This is a genomic window from Nocardia abscessus (genome assembly GCF_015477775.1).
In the GTDB taxonomy this organism is placed as follows: Bacteria; Actinomycetota; Actinomycetes; order Mycobacteriales; family Mycobacteriaceae; genus Nocardia; species Nocardia abscessus_A.
Genome location: NZ_JADLQO010000012.1, coordinates 42,075 through 59,207, shown reverse-complemented (window position 1 = coordinate 59,207; position 17,133 = coordinate 42,075). Strand labels below are relative to the sequence as shown.

Here is a 17,133-nt window from a genome sequence, read left to right as displayed (position 1 = left end):
AAGAGCTCGTCGTCCTGGGCCGGCGTCTCCGGGTTCATCGGCATGGTGCGACCGAAGGTGTCGCGGGCCGAACCGTGCTGATCGGGCGCGGGCGGTTCCCGGCACTCGCCCGGCCGAGTAACCCGTGTGTGCCGAGGGTCAGCGCGGGGTGACGAAACCCTGCGCGACCATCCAATCCCGCGCCACATCCGCGGGTTCGCGTCCGTCCACGTCGACCTGCCGGTTGAGCTCGGTGATGGTCTCGTTGGTGAGGCGCTGCGAGATCGGGGTCAGCACGGTGACGACCTGCGGATGCGCCTCGGCGAAACTCGCGCGCATCACCAGCGCGGCGTTGTATTTCGGGAAGAAGCCGCGATCGTCCTGCAACAGCACCAGATTCAGCGCCGGAATGCGTCCGTCGGTGGCGGCGACGGAGCCGAAGCGGCACTGTTTGCCGTCGGCGGTCGCCTGGTAGACCACGGCGTCCTGGACGATCTGCTTGCGCACCTTGCCTGCGTCGATCTCGTATTTGCGGGTCAGGCCGGGGAATCCGTCCTGGCGGACGTTGAATTCGGTGCCGACGCAGATGGACGCGGCGGCTGGGTCGGCGCCGACCAGCCGGGCGTAGTCCGACAGCGTCCGCACGCCCGTCTCCTGCGCGGTCCGGGCGCTCATGACCAGCGCGTAGGTGTTGTTCATCGGCGCCATCGCCGCCCACACCATGCCGTGCTCGGCGAGGTCGGCGTCGCGAACCGCCTCGAACTGGCCGATCTCGTCCGGCACCGGCGTCTCGTTGCCGAGGTAGTTGATCCAGCCGGTGCCGGTGTAGTCGTAGGCGATGTCGATCTGCCCGTGCAGTTGGGCGTCGCGCACGCTGTTGGAGCCCTGGATGTTGGTCAAGTCGCGCACGTCGGCGCCCGCTGCCGAGAGGGCGAACTCGATGAGATACCCGAGGATGTTCTGCTCGGTGAAATCCTTGGAGCCCACCGTCACGCGCACGCCCTCGAGCTCGGGCACCGGTCCGATGCTGCCCGGACCGACCCGCAGCGGCACCGCGCCGCCGGATTGCAGCCCGCAGGCGGCCACCAGCGCCATACCGAGCGCGAGCGCGAGTGCGCGCCACGCCCGGGTCATTTCAGCCCCCTCGGCCCGAGGAACGCTTCGGCGAGCGCGCCGAGCCAGTCCACCAGCAGGGCCAGTGCCACCGCCAGCACCGCGCCGACCACCAGGGTCACGTTGTCGCGCAGCTTGTAGCCGGTGTCGATCAGGATGCCGAGCCCGCCCGCGCTCACCAGGAACGACAGTGTCGCGGTGCCGACCGCGAGCACCAGCGACGTGCGCAGCCCGGCCAGGATGTAGGGCACCGCGAGCGGAAATTCGATGCGTCGCAGCACGGTCGCCGCCGACATCCCCTGGCCGCGGCCCGCGTCGACGAGCGTCCGGTCCACCTGCTGGTAACCCAGGATGGTGTTGCGCAGTACCGGAAGCAGCGAGTAGAGCGCGATCGGCGCCACGCCGATCCAGAAGCCGGTGGTGCGGGTGGCCAGATAGAACAGCACGATCAGGCCGATGGCCGGTGCGGCAGCGGCCATGTTCGCGATGCCGACGAAAACCGGTGCCAGGCGGCGGAATCCCGGCCTGGTGAGCAGGGTGCCGAGCGGGACGGCCACCGCGACGACGATCAGCACCACGGTCGCGGTGATCAGCACGTGCTGCCAGGTGACGGTCGCGACGTTGCCCGCGTTCAGGCTGGCCTGCTGCGTGACGGTGAGGTCGCGGGCGTACGCCCACACCAGCACGCCCGCGGTGAGCGCGAGCACGAGCGCGGGCTGGGCGACCAGCCGGATGCGCTCGGCCCTGCGCTGGGCGGCGGGTGACGCTGTCGTGGTCATGGCGCGCCGTCCGCCGCGGCGTGGTCGGCGCCGTGCTCGGCGCGCAGGGCCGACAGATGGCCGATCAAGGTGTCGATGGTGATCAGCCCGGCGTACTCGCCGCGCGTCCCGGTCACCACCGCGGTCGCGTTCTGATAGGTCAGCAGTGCCTCGAGCGCGTCCTGCAGGGTCGATTTCAGCGACAACGTCTCCGGCACCGGCGAGCCGACGTCGCGCAAGGACGCGGCGTGCGCCAGCTGTCCGGCCGAAACCCACCGGCGTGGGCGGCGCTGAGCGTCCAGCACCAGCGCCCACGGCCAGTCCCGGTCGGCGAGCTCGGCGCGCAGCTGTTCGACCGGGTCCTGCTCGCTCGCGGTGGGGCAGTCGCCGAGTTCGACGTCCCGGACCCGGGTCAGCGTCAGCTGCTTGAGCGAGGCGTCCGCGCCGACGAACCCGGCGACCGTCTCGTCGGCCGGGTCGGCCAGGATCGCCGCGGGCGTGTCGTACTGCAGGATCTCGGATCGGTCGCCCAAGACGGCGATGCGGTCGCCGAGCTTGACCGCCTCGGTGAAATCGTGGGTGACGAAGACGATCGTCTTGCCGAGTTCGCCTTGCAGGCGCAGCAGCTCGTCCTGCAACAGTCCCCGCGTGATCGGATCGACCGCGCCGAACGGCTCGTCCATGAGCAGCACGGGCGGGTCGGCCGCCAGCGCCCTGGCCACGCCGACCCGCTGCTGCTGGCCGCCGGAGAGCTGGCGGGGATAGCGGTCGCGGAAGGTGTCCGGGTCCAGACCGACCAGCTCCAGCATCTCCTCGACCCGTGCCGCGATGCGCCGCCGGTCCCAGCCGATCAGACCGGGCACGGTCGCGACGTTCTTCGCGACGGTCAGGTGCGGGAACAGGCCCGCCTGCTGGATCGAGTAGCCGATGCCGCGGCGCAACCGGTCGGGATGGATCGTGGCCGCGTCGCGTCCGTCGATCGTGATGGTGCCCGAGGTGGGCTCGATCAGCCGATTGATCATCCGCATGGTGGTGGTCTTGCCGCAGCCGGACGGTCCGACCAGGACCACGATCTCACCGGCCGGGATGGCCAGCGAGACCCGGTCCACGGTCGGATCACGTTGTCCCGGATAGTGTTTGGTCACCGAGTCGAGCACGATCTCGACGCCGGAGACGACCGACGCGGCGGCGCCGCTGGTTTCGGTGTCAGTCACGAATTCCCCTCGAGGTGGTGAGCCGTCCGATCAGGACGTAGATCCCGTCGAGCACGAGGGCGAGCACGACGACGAGGATCGTGCCGACCAGAGCCTGCGGTACCGCGTTCGGGCTGCCGAGGCGCGCGAGTCCGGAGAAGATCAGGTTGCCCAGCCCGGGACCTTTGGCGTAGGCGGCGAGCGCGAGAATCCCCATGATCAGCTGGGTGCTCACCCGCATTCCGGCCAGGATGGCGGGCCAGGCCAGCGGCAGTTCGATCCGGGCGAGTACGCGCAGCCGGTTCATCCCGACCCCGCGCGCCGCGTCGGTCACGGCGGGATCCACCGAGGCGAGCCCGATGATGGTGTTGCGCATGATCGGCAGCAGCGCGTACACCACCAGCGCCGTGATCGTCGGTGCGACACCGAGGCCGAGAACCGGGATCAACAGGCCGAGCAGTGCGAACGACGGAACGGTGAGCACCGCGCCGGCCAGGGCGGAGGCGATCGATGAGCCGAGCGGGCTGCGGTAGACCAGGATTCCGATCAGCACCGAGACCACCGTGGCCAGCAGCACCGATTGCACCACGGCCGAGACGTGCAGGTAGGAGTCGACCAGCAACTGGTGCCGGCGGTGCACGATGAATGTCCACAGCGTGTCCAGGGCCGTACCTCCCCATCGGCTGGTCTCTCCGGAGACTAGCGCGGTTGTCCCGGTGCCGTAAACGATTTCGGCTCGTAGAGGTTGCCCTGTCGCCGTGGAATCGAAACCTGCCGTGGGGTGCGGCCGGAACTGTTCGGCGGGTTCGCGCGTTGCATTCGGTACGGTCGACAGTCGGCAGTACGGAGGGACCGGGACGGTGCGACGACAATCGGGATCACAGACGGGTCGGTGGATCGCGCTCGTCTTGGTGGCGCTCGGTGTGGCCGCCGCCGCAGTCGCCGGGGTCTATCTGTGGCAGGACCGCTGGGGCGATCCGGCGATCGGGGAGGAACGTCTCACCGAGTTCCCTGCCCTCGATCGGTCGGCGCTGGATCCGGCTCAGGCCAGGATCGTGGCGGTCGCCGAGCGCGAATTCAACGATCCGGGAGCCGGGACGAAATACGCCGAGGGGGTCGATGAGGCATGGTGCGCCGACTTCGTCAGCTGGGTGTTCCGCGAGGCGGGCGTGCCGCTGTCCAATCCGCATTCGGGCTCGTGGCGGATTCCGGGCGTGTACACGCTGCAGGAGTACTACGAGAGCAACGGACGGTTCTCCGCAGTCGGGTCGGGCTACCACCCGCGCACCGGCGACGTGCTGCTGTACGGAGAGTCCAGTCCCTATGGGCAGCACACCAACATCGTCCTGTGGGCTGACGCGGGCGAGGTGACCACCATCGGCGGCAACGAGTTCGGCGAGGTCCGCATGTACCGGCTCGCCCTGGCCGATCTACCCGGTGTGGTCGGTTTCGGACGACTGTGACGAGCGCCTCCCCGCAGCGGATTCTGTTCGATATGCGGGTGAAACGGCGTGCCGGATAGTCCTACGATGGAGACGGCGGCGCCCGGCAGCGCCGTCGCCGGTCCCCGCCCTGCTTCCCCCTCATCGGCAGGACGGGGATCTCGGGCAGACCAGCGCGTTCCGGGGCGGGACAAGATCGGTCGCGTACCGTGTCGGGTGTCCATCGAGAGGTGAGGGTTCCGGGACTATTGATGCATCCGACCGACGACGCGGGTAGTGCGCCCGGCTGGATCGACTACGCCGAGTTCGGTGCGCGTTTCGTCACGCACGCCGTGAACGCTGCGCGGATCGAGTCCGCCGTCTCGGGCATGGCGGGGCGCGGCATCACCATCGGCCCGGTCTCGATCGGCCCGGCCGGGCTCGCCGGTTTCGTCGCCGAAGGGAAGGTCGGCACCCCGCGCGTCCTGGACAGCGGTCCACGCGTGACCTTCGAGGTCACCGTTCCGGTGTCGCTGACGCTGAAGGTGCTGCTCGGTGGCCGGAAGCTGCGCTTGGAGGCCAGGGTCGAAATAGATCTGACCCTGCACGCCCGCACCGCCGAACCCGTGCTCATCATCATCGAAATCCCGCCGATCACCCAGCGCGACATCAGCTTCGTCCTGCGCGCCCAAGCGGTGGACTCGGCGTGGGAATGGCTGCTCGACCCGATCGCGGGCGTCGTGCAGCGGGAGGTCGCCTCCCGGGTCAACGCCATGCTGGCGGATCCGCACACCCGCCGCGGCCTGGTGTTCGACGTCGAGGCCATGGTCGCGGGCAAGCGCTCGCCGCATCGGGACAAGACCGCGTTCGATTGGATCGGCTACGACGAATTCGGTCATCGATTCTTCTCCCGCATCGTGACGCGCGAACGGGTGTGCGACGTCGTGGAGCGGTTGGCGGGCCGGCCGATCGAGGTCGGGCCGCTGCGGACGGGGCCGCGGGCCGGTGTGGTGGTGACCGTCCGCGGCGCGGTCCGGATACCGCGACTGACGGACCGGGCGGCGGAACCGGTCGCGTTCGACCTGACCTTGCCGGTGAGCCTGGACATCACGGTGGACGTGCTGAAAGCCAATCGCTATCGCGCCGACGTCGAGGTGCCGTTGGTGCTCACCGCCCGCGCCGCCGACCCGTTGCGCGTGGTGATCGACGTGCCGCCGCCGAACCCGGCGGACATCCGGATGGAGTTCACCGCGCACGGCGCGCGGGCGGCCGCCCTCGGTGCGCTCGCCGGGATCAAGAAGCAGGTGGTGGCACAGGTGGCGGCGGTGATCCGCAGAGAACTCGCCGACCCGGCGATGCGCACCATCGACGTCGCCGCACGCATCGACGGCGTCGCCTGAGCCTCGAGACGGCGTTTGCTTCTGTGGCAAATGTGAAACGTGTTTCTCCTGGGTCTAGCGGTTCTAATGTGAATGTGGTGAAATGAGTTCACGTTCGAGGCTCCCGGCGCGCATCAGGTATGGGGAAGGTGCGCCGGGCACGCTGCCATCCATGTCGGGTTGCGCGAAGGAGTCCACGATGCGTTCCAGCTCGGTATCCCGGCGTGATCTGTTCGCCTACGCGGCCGCCGCGGCCGTGGTCGGCGTGACCGCGGCGGCGGCCCCGGCCTCCGCCCGGCCCTCGCTCGGCACCCTGATCGACTATGCGGGCGGCGTGCCATCGGCCGCGGCGATCCGCGACGCGGGACATCTCGGCGTGATCCGCTACGTGTCCGATCGCAGGCCCGGCGCCGAGTGGATGGCGGGCAAACCGCTGCGCTCCGCCGAGGTCGACGACCTCAAAGCGGCGGGTCTGCGGATCGTTTCGTGCTACCAGTTCGGCAAGGGGCCGTCCGCGGACTGGCGCGGGGGTCTGGAGGCGGGCAAGCGGCACGCCGAGCGCGGGCTCGCGCTGCACCGCGCCGCGGGCGGCCCCGACAACGTGCCGATCTACGCGTCCATCGACGACAACCCCTCCCCGGTCGACTTCGCCACCATGATCGCGCCGTACCTGCTGGGCTGGCAGTCCGTGCTCGGCAAGGAGAACACCGGCGTCTACGCGAACACTCCCACCATCGAGCTGGCCCGGACCGCGGGATTGTGTTCCTGGTACTGGCAGCACAACTGGGGCACCCCGAAGGGTTTCGTGCACCCCACCGCCCATCTGCACCAGTTCGAGATCGACAAACGATCCATCGACGGGGTGGGGATCGATGTGAACAACGTGCTCACACCCGAGTACGGGCAGTGGTGAAACGGAATCCGGTTCGACCGGCTACCCGGCCGCTCGCATCCGAAGGTCCGTATCCCCCCAGCGGCTAGCGGCCGCCGCGTCCGCGGCGGAGTCACCAGCGGCGGTTGCTCGGGAGTGAGCCATGAGGGGCCGCGAACACGCAGCGCCCCGAAGGCGCTGCGAATCCTACGTCTGGCAGTGGCTCATCGGTGCGACGCGCAAGTCGGGTTCGTCGTCCGGGACGACGCGCAGCGACGGGCGGCTGTCCGGCGCTTCGTGGTCGCCGAGCCAGGAGAACAGCGACCACCGGGACGCGCCGGAGAACGCGGAGCCGAGGCTGGCGAAGGAGAACGACGAGATCGCCGACCCGAACGATCCCACCGATCCGATCGACAGCACCGAGCCGACGCTGCCGATGGACAGGATGGAGTAGGCCGATCCGATCGACAGGATCGACCCCTCCGAGCGGATCGACAGGATGGATCGGTGTGAGCGCCTGCTCCGGATGGAGTGACCCGGCCGTGTCGAACTGTCCTTGGATTTCGAGCAATCGGTGGTCGCCATAGTTAGCGGTCTACCACAGTGCGGACCGCTCGTGGGGCGAGGCGGCGGATCTTTTCGAGGTCTTCACGGAAACGACGAGGGCGGCGATCCCGATGGGATCGCCGCCCTCGGCCGGAAGGCTCAGCCGACGGTGAAGAATCCGAGTGTCGGCAGGAACGAGCAGGTCCGCGGCGCGTCGTCACCGGACTTGGTGGTCAGCGAACCGGAGACGACCGCGACGACCCGGCCGAAGCCGGTGTCGGCGATCGCGGACAGCGTGGCGGGGCCATCGGGGTTGATCTTGGCCTCGTCGGTCAGCGGCTGGACGCCGGACTGGCGGGTGTCGAGGTTGAGCCACTGCACCGTCATCGGCGGGTTCTGCACCGGCGTCGGCGACTTGGTGCCGAGGGCGGTGAAGACGAACCCGGTCTGACCCGCCTGCGGTCCCGGCGGCGGCAGCGTGGCCGGGCCGGGCACGGCCAGCGCGGTGCCGACGGAGTCGGAGGTCGGGCCGATGCAGCCCTTGCCGATGGTCGGGTACAGGAACTGCGCGATCACCGGGCCGTCCTGCGGCACCTCGGGGCCACCGCCACCGCTGCCGTCCAGGAAGGTGATGATCCGTTCCAGTGTGGACTTGATCTGCGGCGGCAGGTTCAAGGTAGCCAACAGCCTGCGCGCCTGATCCAGGATGGCCGACTGCGGGCCCGCGATCCCGGCGGGGCTCGCGATATCCGCGGGGCCCGCGATGGCGCCGACTATGGCTGGGGCGAGCGCGGCCAGCGCATCCACCGGAACACCTTCGGGAACCATGGGAACGCTGTTCGTTGTCGCCGCGGGGGCGGTCGCGGGGGCCGCGATTGCTGTCGTCGGCGCGGCGAGCGTGGCACTCGCCGCGATGGCGAGTGCGGACAATGCGATCCGCGATCCTCGGGTGCGAAGCACTGGTCTGGCCGTCCTTACCTCGGGTACATCTGGGTTCGATTGCTAAAAGCCATCGTTTCGGGGTCACTCTAGGGACATTGCGGCTACGTGTACAGCCGCGGCGTCCGAAAGGCGCCGGGGACGATCAGTGTTAGCAGAACATACCGCGCCTTTGTGTTACTGGTGTGAAAGTTGATGCAAATGTTACCGGTGGTTCCAGGGGGGCGCCGACCGCATTCGCGCTGCGGTTAATCTAATCCGTGCCGTCCGCGCTGTCGCCAGAACATCGAAGTCCGGGCGCGCCGAACCGACGCACCGCTCCCGAGCCGAAAGCCAGCGATTTGAATCGTCACCTCCGATGGGCTGTGTCGATGCTCGGCCTGTCCGTGCTGGCCCGGCTGCTCTGGATGCTGTTGTCCCCGAATGGGATGAACCTGGTCGATCTGCACGTCTACGTCGGTGGGTCGGCCGCGTTGCTGACCGATCAGCTCTACGACTTCACCTATGCGGAGAAGACGCCGGACTTCCCGCTGCCGTTCACCTATCCGCCGTTCGCGGCGCTGGTCTTCTTCCCCCTGCACTATCTGCCGTTCACGGTGGTCGCGGTGGCCTGGCTGCTGGCCATCGCCGCGGCGCTGTACGCGGTGGTGCACATCGGTTTCGAGTTGATGTTCGGCGCGCAGCGGCTGCGCTCGCCACAGTGGCGGGCCGCAACCGTCGGCTGGACCGCGCTGGGGCTATGGCTGGAGCCGGTGCGGACCACGATGGATTATGGCCAGGTCAATGTGTTTTTGGTGCTCGGCGGGATGCTCGCGGTGCGCAGTTCGCGATGGTGGATCTCCGGCGGATTGGTCGGGATCGTCGCGGGCATCAAGCTGACGCCCGCGATCACCGGCCTGTATTTCGTCGCGCGCAGGCGCTGGGGGACTGTGGCGTGGTCGGCGGTGGTGTTCGGCGCGACGGTCGGCGTGAGTTTCCTGATCGCGCCGACCGAGGCGCGCCGATACTTCGGCACGCTGCTCGGGGACGCCGATCGGATCGGCCCGGTGGGCTCGGTGTGGAACCAGTCGTTGCGCGGCGCCCTGAGCCGGATCCTCGGTTACGACGTGGAATCCGGCCCGTGGTGGATCGCGGCCGTGGTCGTGGTCGCGGCGCTGGCATTCCTGGCTTGGCGCAAGCTCGCCCCCGACGACCGGCTCGGCACGCTGATCATCGTGCAGTTGTTCGGGTTGATGATCTCGCCCATCTCATGGTCGCATCACTGGGTGTGGCTGCTGCCGACGGTGCTCTGGCTGGTCTACGGGCCGCTGCGCCGGGCGCCCGGCGCGCGGATCATCGCCGGATACTGGCTGGTGACCATGCTCGTCGGCGTGCCGTGGGTGCTGTCGTTCTTCCAGGATTCGATCTGGACCATTTCCCGCCCGGGCGTGCTGGCCTGGCTCGGCGCCGTCGACGTGCTCGGCGTCGTGGTCTTCTATCTCTGGGTGATCCGCTTCGGGCCCCGGCACGCGCGCTCGGGCCCGCACGAGGAAACGCGCGTACCGACCGAAGGCCCCGCGCGCGCCGCATAAATGCCACGGTCCATCGGTCAGCCGCTACAAACCGCCCGCACTATGTATCAGCGCCCGAAGACCAACGCGCCCAGCCCACCTCAACCCCAGATTTCGAGCGAAGCGAGACCGAGCATCCGCCGTTCGCGGCCCGGCTCGCGAGCCACAAGAGGGCCGCGAACCCGCCGCGACGAAGTCGCGGCAATTCAACACAACCGATCTATCTCGTGCGCCAGGGCGACGTCCAGCGCGGTGAGTCCGCCCGCGGAATGGGTGGACAGACTGAAGGTGACTTTGCGCCAGCGGATGTCGATGTCCGGGTGGTGATCGGCCTCCTCCGCGGCTTCCGCGACCCGGCGCACGAGTTCGATGCCCGCGGGAAAGGTGGGCGCTTGGACAGTGCGGACCAGGTTGTCCCCTGATCTGGTCCAGTCCGGCAGTTCGGTGAGGGCCTCGGCGATCTCGGTATCGGAAAGCAGTGTCTGCTGGGCCATAACACTCCTTACTACTCGCCTCGGGCCGCCCCGGAAACGGTGGCGGCGGGGGTCAGGCTGCGCGGGCCTGCTTGAGTGCCTTCTTCAGATCCTTGCCGGTGACACCGGCTGCTTCGCACTTCTTCATCCGCATGATGACCACGGGGCACTTCAAGCAGCGCGTCTTCTTCCGACAGCACTTCTTCTTCGGTTTCAGGCTCGAAACCTTCTTTGCTTTGACCTTGCCCACGGCGGTTAGCTTACCCTAACTACAAAGCCTGAAACGCGGCGCGAAACAGACTGCCGGTAGGGTGTACCTGGCCGCGATGCCCGGTGAGTTTCGATTCTCCACCCGTTTGCAAGGAGCCCGGCGTGAGCGTCAGGACCCGGAGGCGGCTGCCTGCGTAACCACGTAGGGTCCACTCACGCCGGACACCGAGCACCGTCGGCGCCCCACACCGAACAGCAGGAGGATTCAGGCGTGTCGTCTGCACGCGATTTCCGCAACGTCGCCATCGTGGCCCACGTCGACCACGGCAAGACGACCCTGGTCGACGCCATGCTGCGCCAGTCGGGCGCCTTCGCCGAGCGGGCCGAGCCCGTCGATCGCGTGATGGACTCCGGGGATCTGGAACGCGAGAAGGGCATCACCATTCTCGCTAAGAACACCGCGGTGCACCGCCATCATCCGGATGGCTCGGTCACCGTCATCAACGTCATCGATACCCCGGGTCACGCCGACTTCGGCGGCGAGGTCGAGCGCGGCCTGTCCATGGTGGACGGCGTCGTGCTGCTGGTCGACGCGTCCGAGGGACCGTTGCCGCAGACCCGGTTCGTACTGCGCAAGGCGCTGGCCGCGTCGCTGCCGGTGATCCTGGTAGTCAACAAGACCGATCGCCCCGACGCCCGCATCGAGGAGGTCGTGGAGGAAAGCCACGACCTGCTGCTGGACCTGGCCTCCGATCTGGACGACGCCGCCGCCGAGGCCGCCGAGCTCGCGCTCGACCTCCCGGTGCTGTACGCCTCCGGGCGAGAAGGCAAGGCGTCCAAGGAACGTCCGGAGAACGGCAACGCGCCCGCCGCCGAGAATCTCGACGCGCTGTTCGACGTGCTGCTCGAACACATCCCCGCGCCGAAGGGCGACCCGACCGCGCCGCTGCAGGCGCACGTGACCAACCTGGACGCCTCGGCGTTCCTCGGCCGCCTCGCGCTGGTCCGCGTCCACAACGGCGAACTGCGCAAGGGCCAGAACGTGGCGTGGATGCACGCCGACGGCGTCAAGCAGGTGAAGATCACCGAACTGCTGCAGACGATCGGCGTCGAGCGTCAGCCCGGTGAGCTCGCCGTGGCGGGCGACATCGTCGCCATCGCGGGCATTCCGGACATCATGATCGGCGACACCCTCGCCGACATCGACGAACCCGTCGCATTGCCGCGCATCACCGTCGACGAGCCGGCCATCTCGGTCACCATCGGCACCAATACCTCGCCGCTGGTCGGCCGGGTGCAGGGCCACAAGCTGACCGCCCGCATGGTGAAGGCGCGCCTGGACCAGGAGCTGGTCGGCAACGTGTCGCTGCGCGTGCTCGACATCGGCCGCCCGGACGCCTGGGAGGTACAGGGCCGTGGTGAGCTGGCGCTGGCCATCCTGGTCGAGACCATGCGCCGCGAGGGCTTCGAGCTGACCGTCGGCAAGCCGCAGGTGGTCACCAAGCAGGTCGACGGCAAGGTCCACGAGCCGTACGAAGAGCTGACCATCGACTGCCCCGACGAATACCTCGGCGCGATCACCCAGCTGCTGGCCGCGCGCAAGGGCAAGATGGTGCAGATGAGCAACCACGCCGCGGGCTGGGTGCGCATGGAGTTCATCGTCCCCTCCCGTGGCCTGATCGGCTTCCGCACCGACTTCCTCACCGAGACCCGCGGCACCGGCATCGCCAACGCGGTGTCGCACGGCTACGCGCCGTGGGCAGGCGAGATCCGGGCCAGGCACACCGGCTCGCTGGTCTCGGACCGGTCGGGCAGCGTGACGCCGTTCGCCATGATCCAGCTGGCCGACCGCGGGCAGTTCTTCGTGGAGCCCGGCGCGGACACCTACGAAGGCCATGTGGTCGGCGTGAATCCCCGCGCGGAGGATCTCGACATCAACGTCACGCGGGAGAAGAAGCTGACCAATATGCGCAGCTCGACCGCCGACGTGATCGAGACCCTGGCCAAGCCGCTGCAACTGGATCTCGAAGGCGCGATGGAGTTCTGCGCCGCCGACGAGTGCGTGGAGGTCACCCCCGAAGTGGTCCGGGTGCGCAAGGTGATCCTCGGGCAGAACGAGCGCGCGCGGGAACTGTCGCGGCGCAAGGCACGCGACCGCGCGGCGCTGTAGTTCTCTTCCGGCTGAACGGGTTCCGGTGTCGCTGTGGTGACGCCGGAACTCGTGCCGGTGGGGTGGCTTTCACGCGTCGTCCGCGTGATCGCCGCGCAGGGGCCGCGCACAGATGGGTCGACCTCGCAATTCGTTCCGATAGGTCGGAAATTGCTGTGGACGCAACTGTCCTAGAACAATTTGTAATTTTCGGCTCCGGGTCGCGGTGGATCGAAAAGCTGAATTCACCGTGTTTGCTGGCCATATGGTTCGGAATACTCCGCTATTCGTGCAGTCCATGTGACGCGCGGCTATGAGAAATGAGCGGTACCGTGTGGATAATCGCGCACGGGTGATTTCCGGCTGTGGGAAAATTGTGAACCATGGGCGACGCGATAGTCATATCGGAGGTCTCCCGTCGTTCGGGAAGATTCGTCGGCGGGGGGTGTGTTCGCGGCATCGTCTCGCACCGCGCATGTGGCGGAGATGAGCTGTCGTCCGACGAACTGCGCGCGGGGACCGAAACCGGCTTGACGTGCAAGTATCGAGCGAGTTGGTCGGATCGTCGGCGCTACCGCCCGATGCCGCTCGAAGGGTCGAGCTTCCGCGCTGTTCGACGTCTCGGCGCAATTGTTCACTTTCGGAGCGCGGCGATGCCTCGTCCGGTTCCGCAGACGCCGCCGCCGTGCATCCTCCGGCCTTCCCTCGCGCGGTTCCGCAACCGTGTATTGCGGCCGTGGCGGGTACGCCGAATATTTGCCGAGGTTTGGCACCGTACGGCGCGTGACCTCATCGACCGGCGGCGCGCTTGCAGTTTCTTCTGCGTTCTTCTACGCCGATAACAGCGCGCTCACGGCGATTCCCTCGACGTCGGCAGGAATCTGCGACCGGACTCGACCGTACGGTAGAGTTCCCGAGCGTGAAAGTGGGCGCAGGAAAACGCGCAGCGTGGCGCACGTTGTTGCCGGCCGTGGCAGTGCTGACCTTGATCAGCAGCTGTGCGGCGAACCCGCCGCCGCCCATCGAGAGCACCGACAGCCCGAAGACCACACCGGTCAAGCCCGCGGAGACGACCGTGGTGGTCGCCTTGGACACCATCGGTACCGCCTTCAATCCGCATCTGCGCTCGGACCAGTCCCCGGCCACCTCGGCGATCGCCTCGCTGGTGCTGCCCAGCCCGTTCCGGCCGGTGCTCGATCCGGCGCGGCCCGGAGCGACGGCCTGGGTGCCGGATTCGTCGCTGCTGATCTCCGCCGAAGTGACCGCGCAGGAACCGTTCACGATCACCTACAAGCTGCGCAACGAAGCGTCCTGGTCGGACGGGGCGCCGATCGCGGCCGAGGACTTCCGCTACCTGTGGCAGGAGATGATCTCCGAACCGGGCGTGGTCGATCCGGCCGGATACCGGTTGATCTCGGATGTGAACTCGTCGGCCGGCGGCAAGACGGTCACCGTCGTGATGTCGCAGCCGTACCCCGGCTGGCACCAGTTGTTCTCCGATCTGCTGCCGTCCCATCTGCTCAAAGACGCCCCCGGCGGGTTCGCCCGGGGAATGAACGGTCAGGTCAACGGCGTCCGCGTGTCCGGGGGCCCGTTCGGGATCCGCTCGGCGGACCCCGGCCGCGACGAGATGCTGCTGGAACGCAACGACCGGTTCTGGGGTACACCGGCGATGCCGGGTCAGATCCTGCTCCGCCGCGGCGGCACCACCGCGCAGCTGGCGGGCTCGCTGCGCACCGGCGACGTCCAGATGGCGCTGGTCCACGGCGGCGTGGCGACGCAGGCGCAGCTGGGGGCGATTCCCTCGGTGCGGACCGCGATCATGCCGCAGTCGCGGGTGCTGCAACTGGTGCTCAACGGGCGCAAAGGTGAACTGAGCGATCCTCGGGTGCGTTCGGGTGTGCTGGCGCTGCTCGATCCCGCCCTGCTGGCGACGGTCGGCGCGCAGACCGGCAATTGGGTGGAACCGGCTCGCGCGCAGGTGCTCGCGCCGTCCGACCCCGGCTACGCCCCGACCGCCCCGCCGCGGCCGTCCGCGGAGGAGGCGTTCGGGCTGCTCGCCGCCGCGGGGTACGGACGTGCGCCGGAGCCGCCGCCCGCGACCTCTCCGACCTCGCCCGCACCGCAGCCGCGCACCATCGGGAAGGACGGCAAGCCGCTGGTCGTGCGCATCGGCGCGGTCGATCGGGACGCGACCGCCTTGGCGGTGGCCAACACCGCCGCCGACCAGTTGCGCAGCGCGGGCATCGACGCGACGGTGCGCAGCGTCGCCGCCGACGAGCTGTACGGCAAGGAACTGATCGAGGGCACGGTCGACGCGATCGTCGGCTGGGAGGTGGCTGGTTCCGATCCGGCGACCGTGTTGGCGTCCCGTTATGGATGCCCGCCGCCCGCGCTGCCGGGGGTCACCGGCCCGGCGCAGGCCATCGCCGAGGCGGCGCAGCGCGCTCCGAGCAACCTGTCCGGAGTGTGTGATCCGGCCCTGCAACCCGCGATCGACGAGGCTCTGCGGGGCGGCGACGTGGCACGCGTGCTGGCCGAAGCGGAGCCCAAGCTGTGGGCCATGGCGACGGTGCTGCCGATCGTGCAGGACAACGCCGTCGCCGCGTCCGGTCCCCGGGTGGACGGCGCCTCGCTCAGCGGCGCGATCCAGGTCGGCGTCTTCGGCGACGCGTCCATGTGGCGCAGGATCCCGTGACGGCGGCGACCGGCGGGCTGCTGCTGGTGCACGCCCATCCGGACGACGAGTCCATCACCACCGGGGGGACGATCGCGCTCTACCGTCGTCGCGGCGTGCCGGTGACCGTGGTCACCTGCACCCTCGGCGAGGAGGGCGAGGTGATCGGCGACGAGTGGGCTCTGCTCGCCGCGCAGCACGCCGACCAGCTCGGCGGTTATCGCGTGCTGGAGCTGTCTCGTGCGCTGAAGGCGCTGGACGCGGGGCCGCCGCTCTTCCTCGGTGGCGCGGGCCGCTGGCGGGACTCCGGAATGGCGGGAACCCCGGCCGCGAACAAGCCGCGGGTCTTCGTGCGTTCCGGGGACGAAGCGGTGCGGGCTCTCACGGACGTGGTGCTGCGCTTGCGACCGCGCGTGGTGGTCGGCTACGACCCGAGAGGCGGCTACGGCCACCCGGACCACATCCGGGCGCACGAGATCACCACGGCCGCGGTGCGGGTTGCCGCGGGCGAGGGCTGGGACACCCCGAAGTTCTACTGGACCGTCACCGACGCCGACATGCTTCGCTCGCACACCACCGCGCTGGCCCGGCGCACGGCTGCCGGCCTGCCCGGCGCGCTGCCGTCGGGCTGGCGGCTGCCCGCGGAAGGCGAGCTCGCCAGCGTGCCCAGCCACGAGGTCACCACCACGATCGACGTCTCCGACGTGCTGGCCGCCAAGCGCGCCGCGCTGCGGGCACATGCCACCCAGGTCACCGTCGCGCCGTCCGGTCGGGAATTCGCGCTGTCGAACAATGTCGCCCAGCCGGTGCTGCCCGAGGAGCATTTCATCCTGGTGCGAGGTCGGCGCGGACCGCTCGGCCCGGACGGCCGGGAGCACGATTTGATCGCCGGAGTGGAATGACGGAATCCCGGCGATTCCGCGTTGCCTGAGGGTTGCCTGAGGGTTGCCACGAGCATCATCTGCGTGGCGCGACCACCGGCGAATACCCGGGTGGTCGCCGACCGGGAGAACTGATCATGCGCCTCGGAGCGCCGGAATAGACTCGGCAGTATGTACAACTGGGAGCTCCAGAACGCGATCGCGGCGTTCGTCGACAGTATGCGGCCGCACTGGCAGGAGCAGCACGATCTGTATATGACCGTGCTGTACGCGTTCGCCGATATGCAGAGCCACCTGTTGACCCTCCTCGGCTATCCTCCGGTGCCGTGACGACCAAGGTCGACGACCACGCAGGCGATCACGCTCCCGTGGCGGCCGGCGCCACCCGGCTGCCGGTAAGCGTCGCTCTGGGCCAGGTGATCGTCGTGCTGCTGATTTTCGACGCCCTGGTCACCTTGGCGCTCGAAGTGCTGTACCTGCCGACCTATCTGGGCTCCCTCGCGTTTCCGGTATCCGTGGTGGCGGCCGGGGTGGTGAACGTCCTGCTCGTCGCGGGCGTGCGAACGGTCACCCGGCGCCCCGCGGTCCTGGGTCTTCCGGTGGTGGCCTGGGCGTTCGGCTTCCTGGTCTGCGCGAGCAGGGGGCCGGGCGGTGACGTACTGCTCGGCAATGATTGGCGCACAGCGCTGTTGTTGTTCAGCGGGCTGCTCCCGCCGCTGGCGTACATCTACATCCAGGCGAACGCGCACATCTTCACCCGCCACTGAGCCGGGCGGCTCGAGCGAGCCGGACCCTGCCCGGCGGCGGTCTGTTACGCGACGCTGGACAGCGCGTCCAGCGAGAGCGCGGCGAGCCCGCCGATCGCGGTCAGCCGGAACTTGTCCGCGCGCTGCATCTGCCGGACGCGGCGGTCGGCGATCCGCGGCTCCCGCGGGTGCGGCTCGGTCTTGGTCACCACGGCGTCCATTGAACCCCGCAGTCGCTCGGCAACTGA

At 68.8% G+C, this 17,133-nt stretch carries 18 protein-coding genes; 9 read left to right on the top strand and 9 right to left on the bottom strand.

What is annotated here, in order from left to right; all coding sequences use genetic code 11:
• Positions 1 to 138: 138 nt before the first annotated feature.
• Genes IU450_RS26690 through IU450_RS26675 form a run of 4 tightly spaced genes read right to left on the bottom strand, consistent with a single transcriptional unit; the run spans position 139 to position 3,707 of the window.
• Entirely contained in the window at positions 139 to 1,113 is a 975-nt protein-coding gene (locus IU450_RS26690) for a glycine betaine ABC transporter substrate-binding protein (protein WP_195152499.1), read from the bottom strand.
• On the bottom strand, positions 1,110 to 1,871 hold the full coding sequence (locus IU450_RS26685; RefSeq protein WP_195152498.1) for an ABC transporter permease: 762 nt from the start codon (positions 1,869 to 1,871) through the stop codon (positions 1,110 to 1,112). The genes IU450_RS26690 and IU450_RS26685 overlap by 4 nt, the downstream gene beginning before the upstream one ends.
• Positions 1,868 to 3,064, bottom strand: coding sequence for an ABC transporter ATP-binding protein (locus tag IU450_RS26680; RefSeq protein WP_195152497.1), 1,197 nt, complete (start codon positions 3,062 to 3,064; stop codon positions 1,868 to 1,870). The genes IU450_RS26685 and IU450_RS26680 overlap by 4 nt, the downstream gene beginning before the upstream one ends.
• Positions 3,057 to 3,707, bottom strand: a complete 651-nt coding sequence (locus IU450_RS26675) for an ABC transporter permease (RefSeq protein ID WP_195152666.1) — start codon at positions 3,705 to 3,707, stop codon at positions 3,057 to 3,059. The genes IU450_RS26680 and IU450_RS26675 overlap by 8 nt, the downstream gene beginning before the upstream one ends.
• A 196-nt stretch (positions 3,708 to 3,903) precedes the next feature.
• On the opposite strand from IU450_RS26675, the gene IU450_RS26670 reads away from it, so the two are divergent.
• The 3 genes from IU450_RS26670 (at position 3,904) to IU450_RS26660 (ending at position 6,756) form a co-directional block, all read left to right on the top strand.
• Positions 3,904 to 4,506, top strand: coding sequence for a CHAP domain-containing protein (locus IU450_RS26670; protein ID WP_416382906.1), 603 nt, complete (start codon positions 3,904 to 3,906; stop codon positions 4,504 to 4,506).
• 230 nt (positions 4,507 to 4,736) lie between these two features.
• A complete protein-coding gene (locus IU450_RS26665; protein WP_195152496.1) occupies positions 4,737 to 5,864 on the top strand; it encodes a hypothetical protein in 1,128 nt (375 codons plus the stop codon).
• Positions 5,865 to 6,042: 178 nt separating this feature from the next.
• Positions 6,043 to 6,756, top strand: a complete 714-nt coding sequence (locus IU450_RS26660; protein ID WP_195152495.1) for a DUF1906 domain-containing protein — start codon at positions 6,043 to 6,045, stop codon at positions 6,754 to 6,756.
• A gap of 165 nt (positions 6,757 to 6,921) precedes the next feature.
• Here IU450_RS26660 and IU450_RS26655 read toward each other — a convergent pair whose 3' ends face one another.
• Both IU450_RS26655 and IU450_RS26650 read right to left on the bottom strand, forming a co-directional pair.
• On the bottom strand, positions 6,922 to 7,299 hold the full coding sequence (locus IU450_RS26655) for a hypothetical protein (protein WP_195152494.1): 378 nt from the start codon (positions 7,297 to 7,299) through the stop codon (positions 6,922 to 6,924).
• A gap of 120 nt (positions 7,300 to 7,419) precedes the next feature.
• Entirely contained in the window at positions 7,420 to 8,220 is an 801-nt protein-coding gene (locus tag IU450_RS26650; RefSeq protein ID WP_195152493.1) for a hypothetical protein, read from the bottom strand.
• 239 nt (positions 8,221 to 8,459) lie between these two features.
• Between IU450_RS26650 and IU450_RS26645 the strand changes: the two genes are divergently transcribed.
• Positions 8,460 to 9,770: a mannosyltransferase gene (locus IU450_RS26645; protein ID WP_416382905.1), complete on the top strand. Its 1,311-nt coding sequence runs from the start codon at positions 8,460 to 8,462 to the stop codon at positions 9,768 to 9,770.
• Between the two features lie 185 nt (positions 9,771 to 9,955).
• Here the strand turns inward: IU450_RS26645 and IU450_RS26640 are convergent, their stop codons facing one another.
• A complete protein-coding gene (locus IU450_RS26640) occupies positions 9,956 to 10,243 on the bottom strand; it encodes a 4a-hydroxytetrahydrobiopterin dehydratase (RefSeq protein ID WP_043697419.1) in 288 nt (95 codons plus the stop codon).
• Positions 10,244 to 10,295: 52 nt separating this feature from the next.
• Positions 10,296 to 10,472, bottom strand: a complete 177-nt coding sequence (locus IU450_RS26635; RefSeq protein ID WP_085994939.1) for a hypothetical protein — start codon at positions 10,470 to 10,472, stop codon at positions 10,296 to 10,298.
• 231 nt (positions 10,473 to 10,703) lie between these two features.
• Here IU450_RS26635 and typA point away from each other — a divergent pair, with 231 nt between their 5' ends.
• The 5 genes from typA to IU450_RS26610 all read left to right on the top strand — a co-directional run bounded on the left by typA (position 10,704) and on the right by IU450_RS26610 (position 16,906).
• Positions 10,704 to 12,602, top strand: coding sequence for a translational GTPase TypA (typA, locus tag IU450_RS26630; RefSeq protein ID WP_195152492.1), 1,899 nt, complete (start codon positions 10,704 to 10,706; stop codon positions 12,600 to 12,602).
• Between the two features lie 949 nt (positions 12,603 to 13,551).
• Entirely contained in the window at positions 13,552 to 15,279 is a 1,728-nt protein-coding gene (locus tag IU450_RS26625; protein WP_324197836.1) for an ABC transporter family substrate-binding protein, read from the top strand.
• Positions 15,276 to 16,160 carry an N-acetyl-1-D-myo-inositol-2-amino-2-deoxy-alpha-D-glucopyranoside deacetylase gene (gene mshB, locus IU450_RS26620; RefSeq protein WP_195152490.1) on the top strand — a complete coding sequence of 295 codons (885 nt, stop codon included), beginning with the start codon at positions 15,276 to 15,278 and terminating at the stop codon, positions 16,158 to 16,160. The genes IU450_RS26625 and mshB overlap by 4 nt, the downstream gene beginning before the upstream one ends.
• 150 nt (positions 16,161 to 16,310) lie before the next feature.
• Positions 16,311 to 16,469, top strand: a complete 159-nt coding sequence (locus tag IU450_RS26615; RefSeq protein ID WP_169334215.1) for a hypothetical protein — start codon at positions 16,311 to 16,313, stop codon at positions 16,467 to 16,469.
• Positions 16,466 to 16,906 (top strand): hypothetical protein, encoded by a 441-nt coding sequence (locus IU450_RS26610; RefSeq protein ID WP_195152489.1) that lies wholly within the window; start codon positions 16,466 to 16,468, stop codon positions 16,904 to 16,906. Before IU450_RS26615 ends, IU450_RS26610 begins: the two co-directional genes overlap by 4 nt.
• Before the next feature lie 44 nt (positions 16,907 to 16,950).
• Here IU450_RS26610 and IU450_RS26605 read toward each other — a convergent pair whose 3' ends face one another.
• Positions 16,951 to 17,094, bottom strand: a complete 144-nt coding sequence (locus IU450_RS26605; protein ID WP_195152488.1) for a hypothetical protein — start codon at positions 17,092 to 17,094, stop codon at positions 16,951 to 16,953.
• Positions 17,095 to 17,133: the final 39 nt, after the last annotated feature.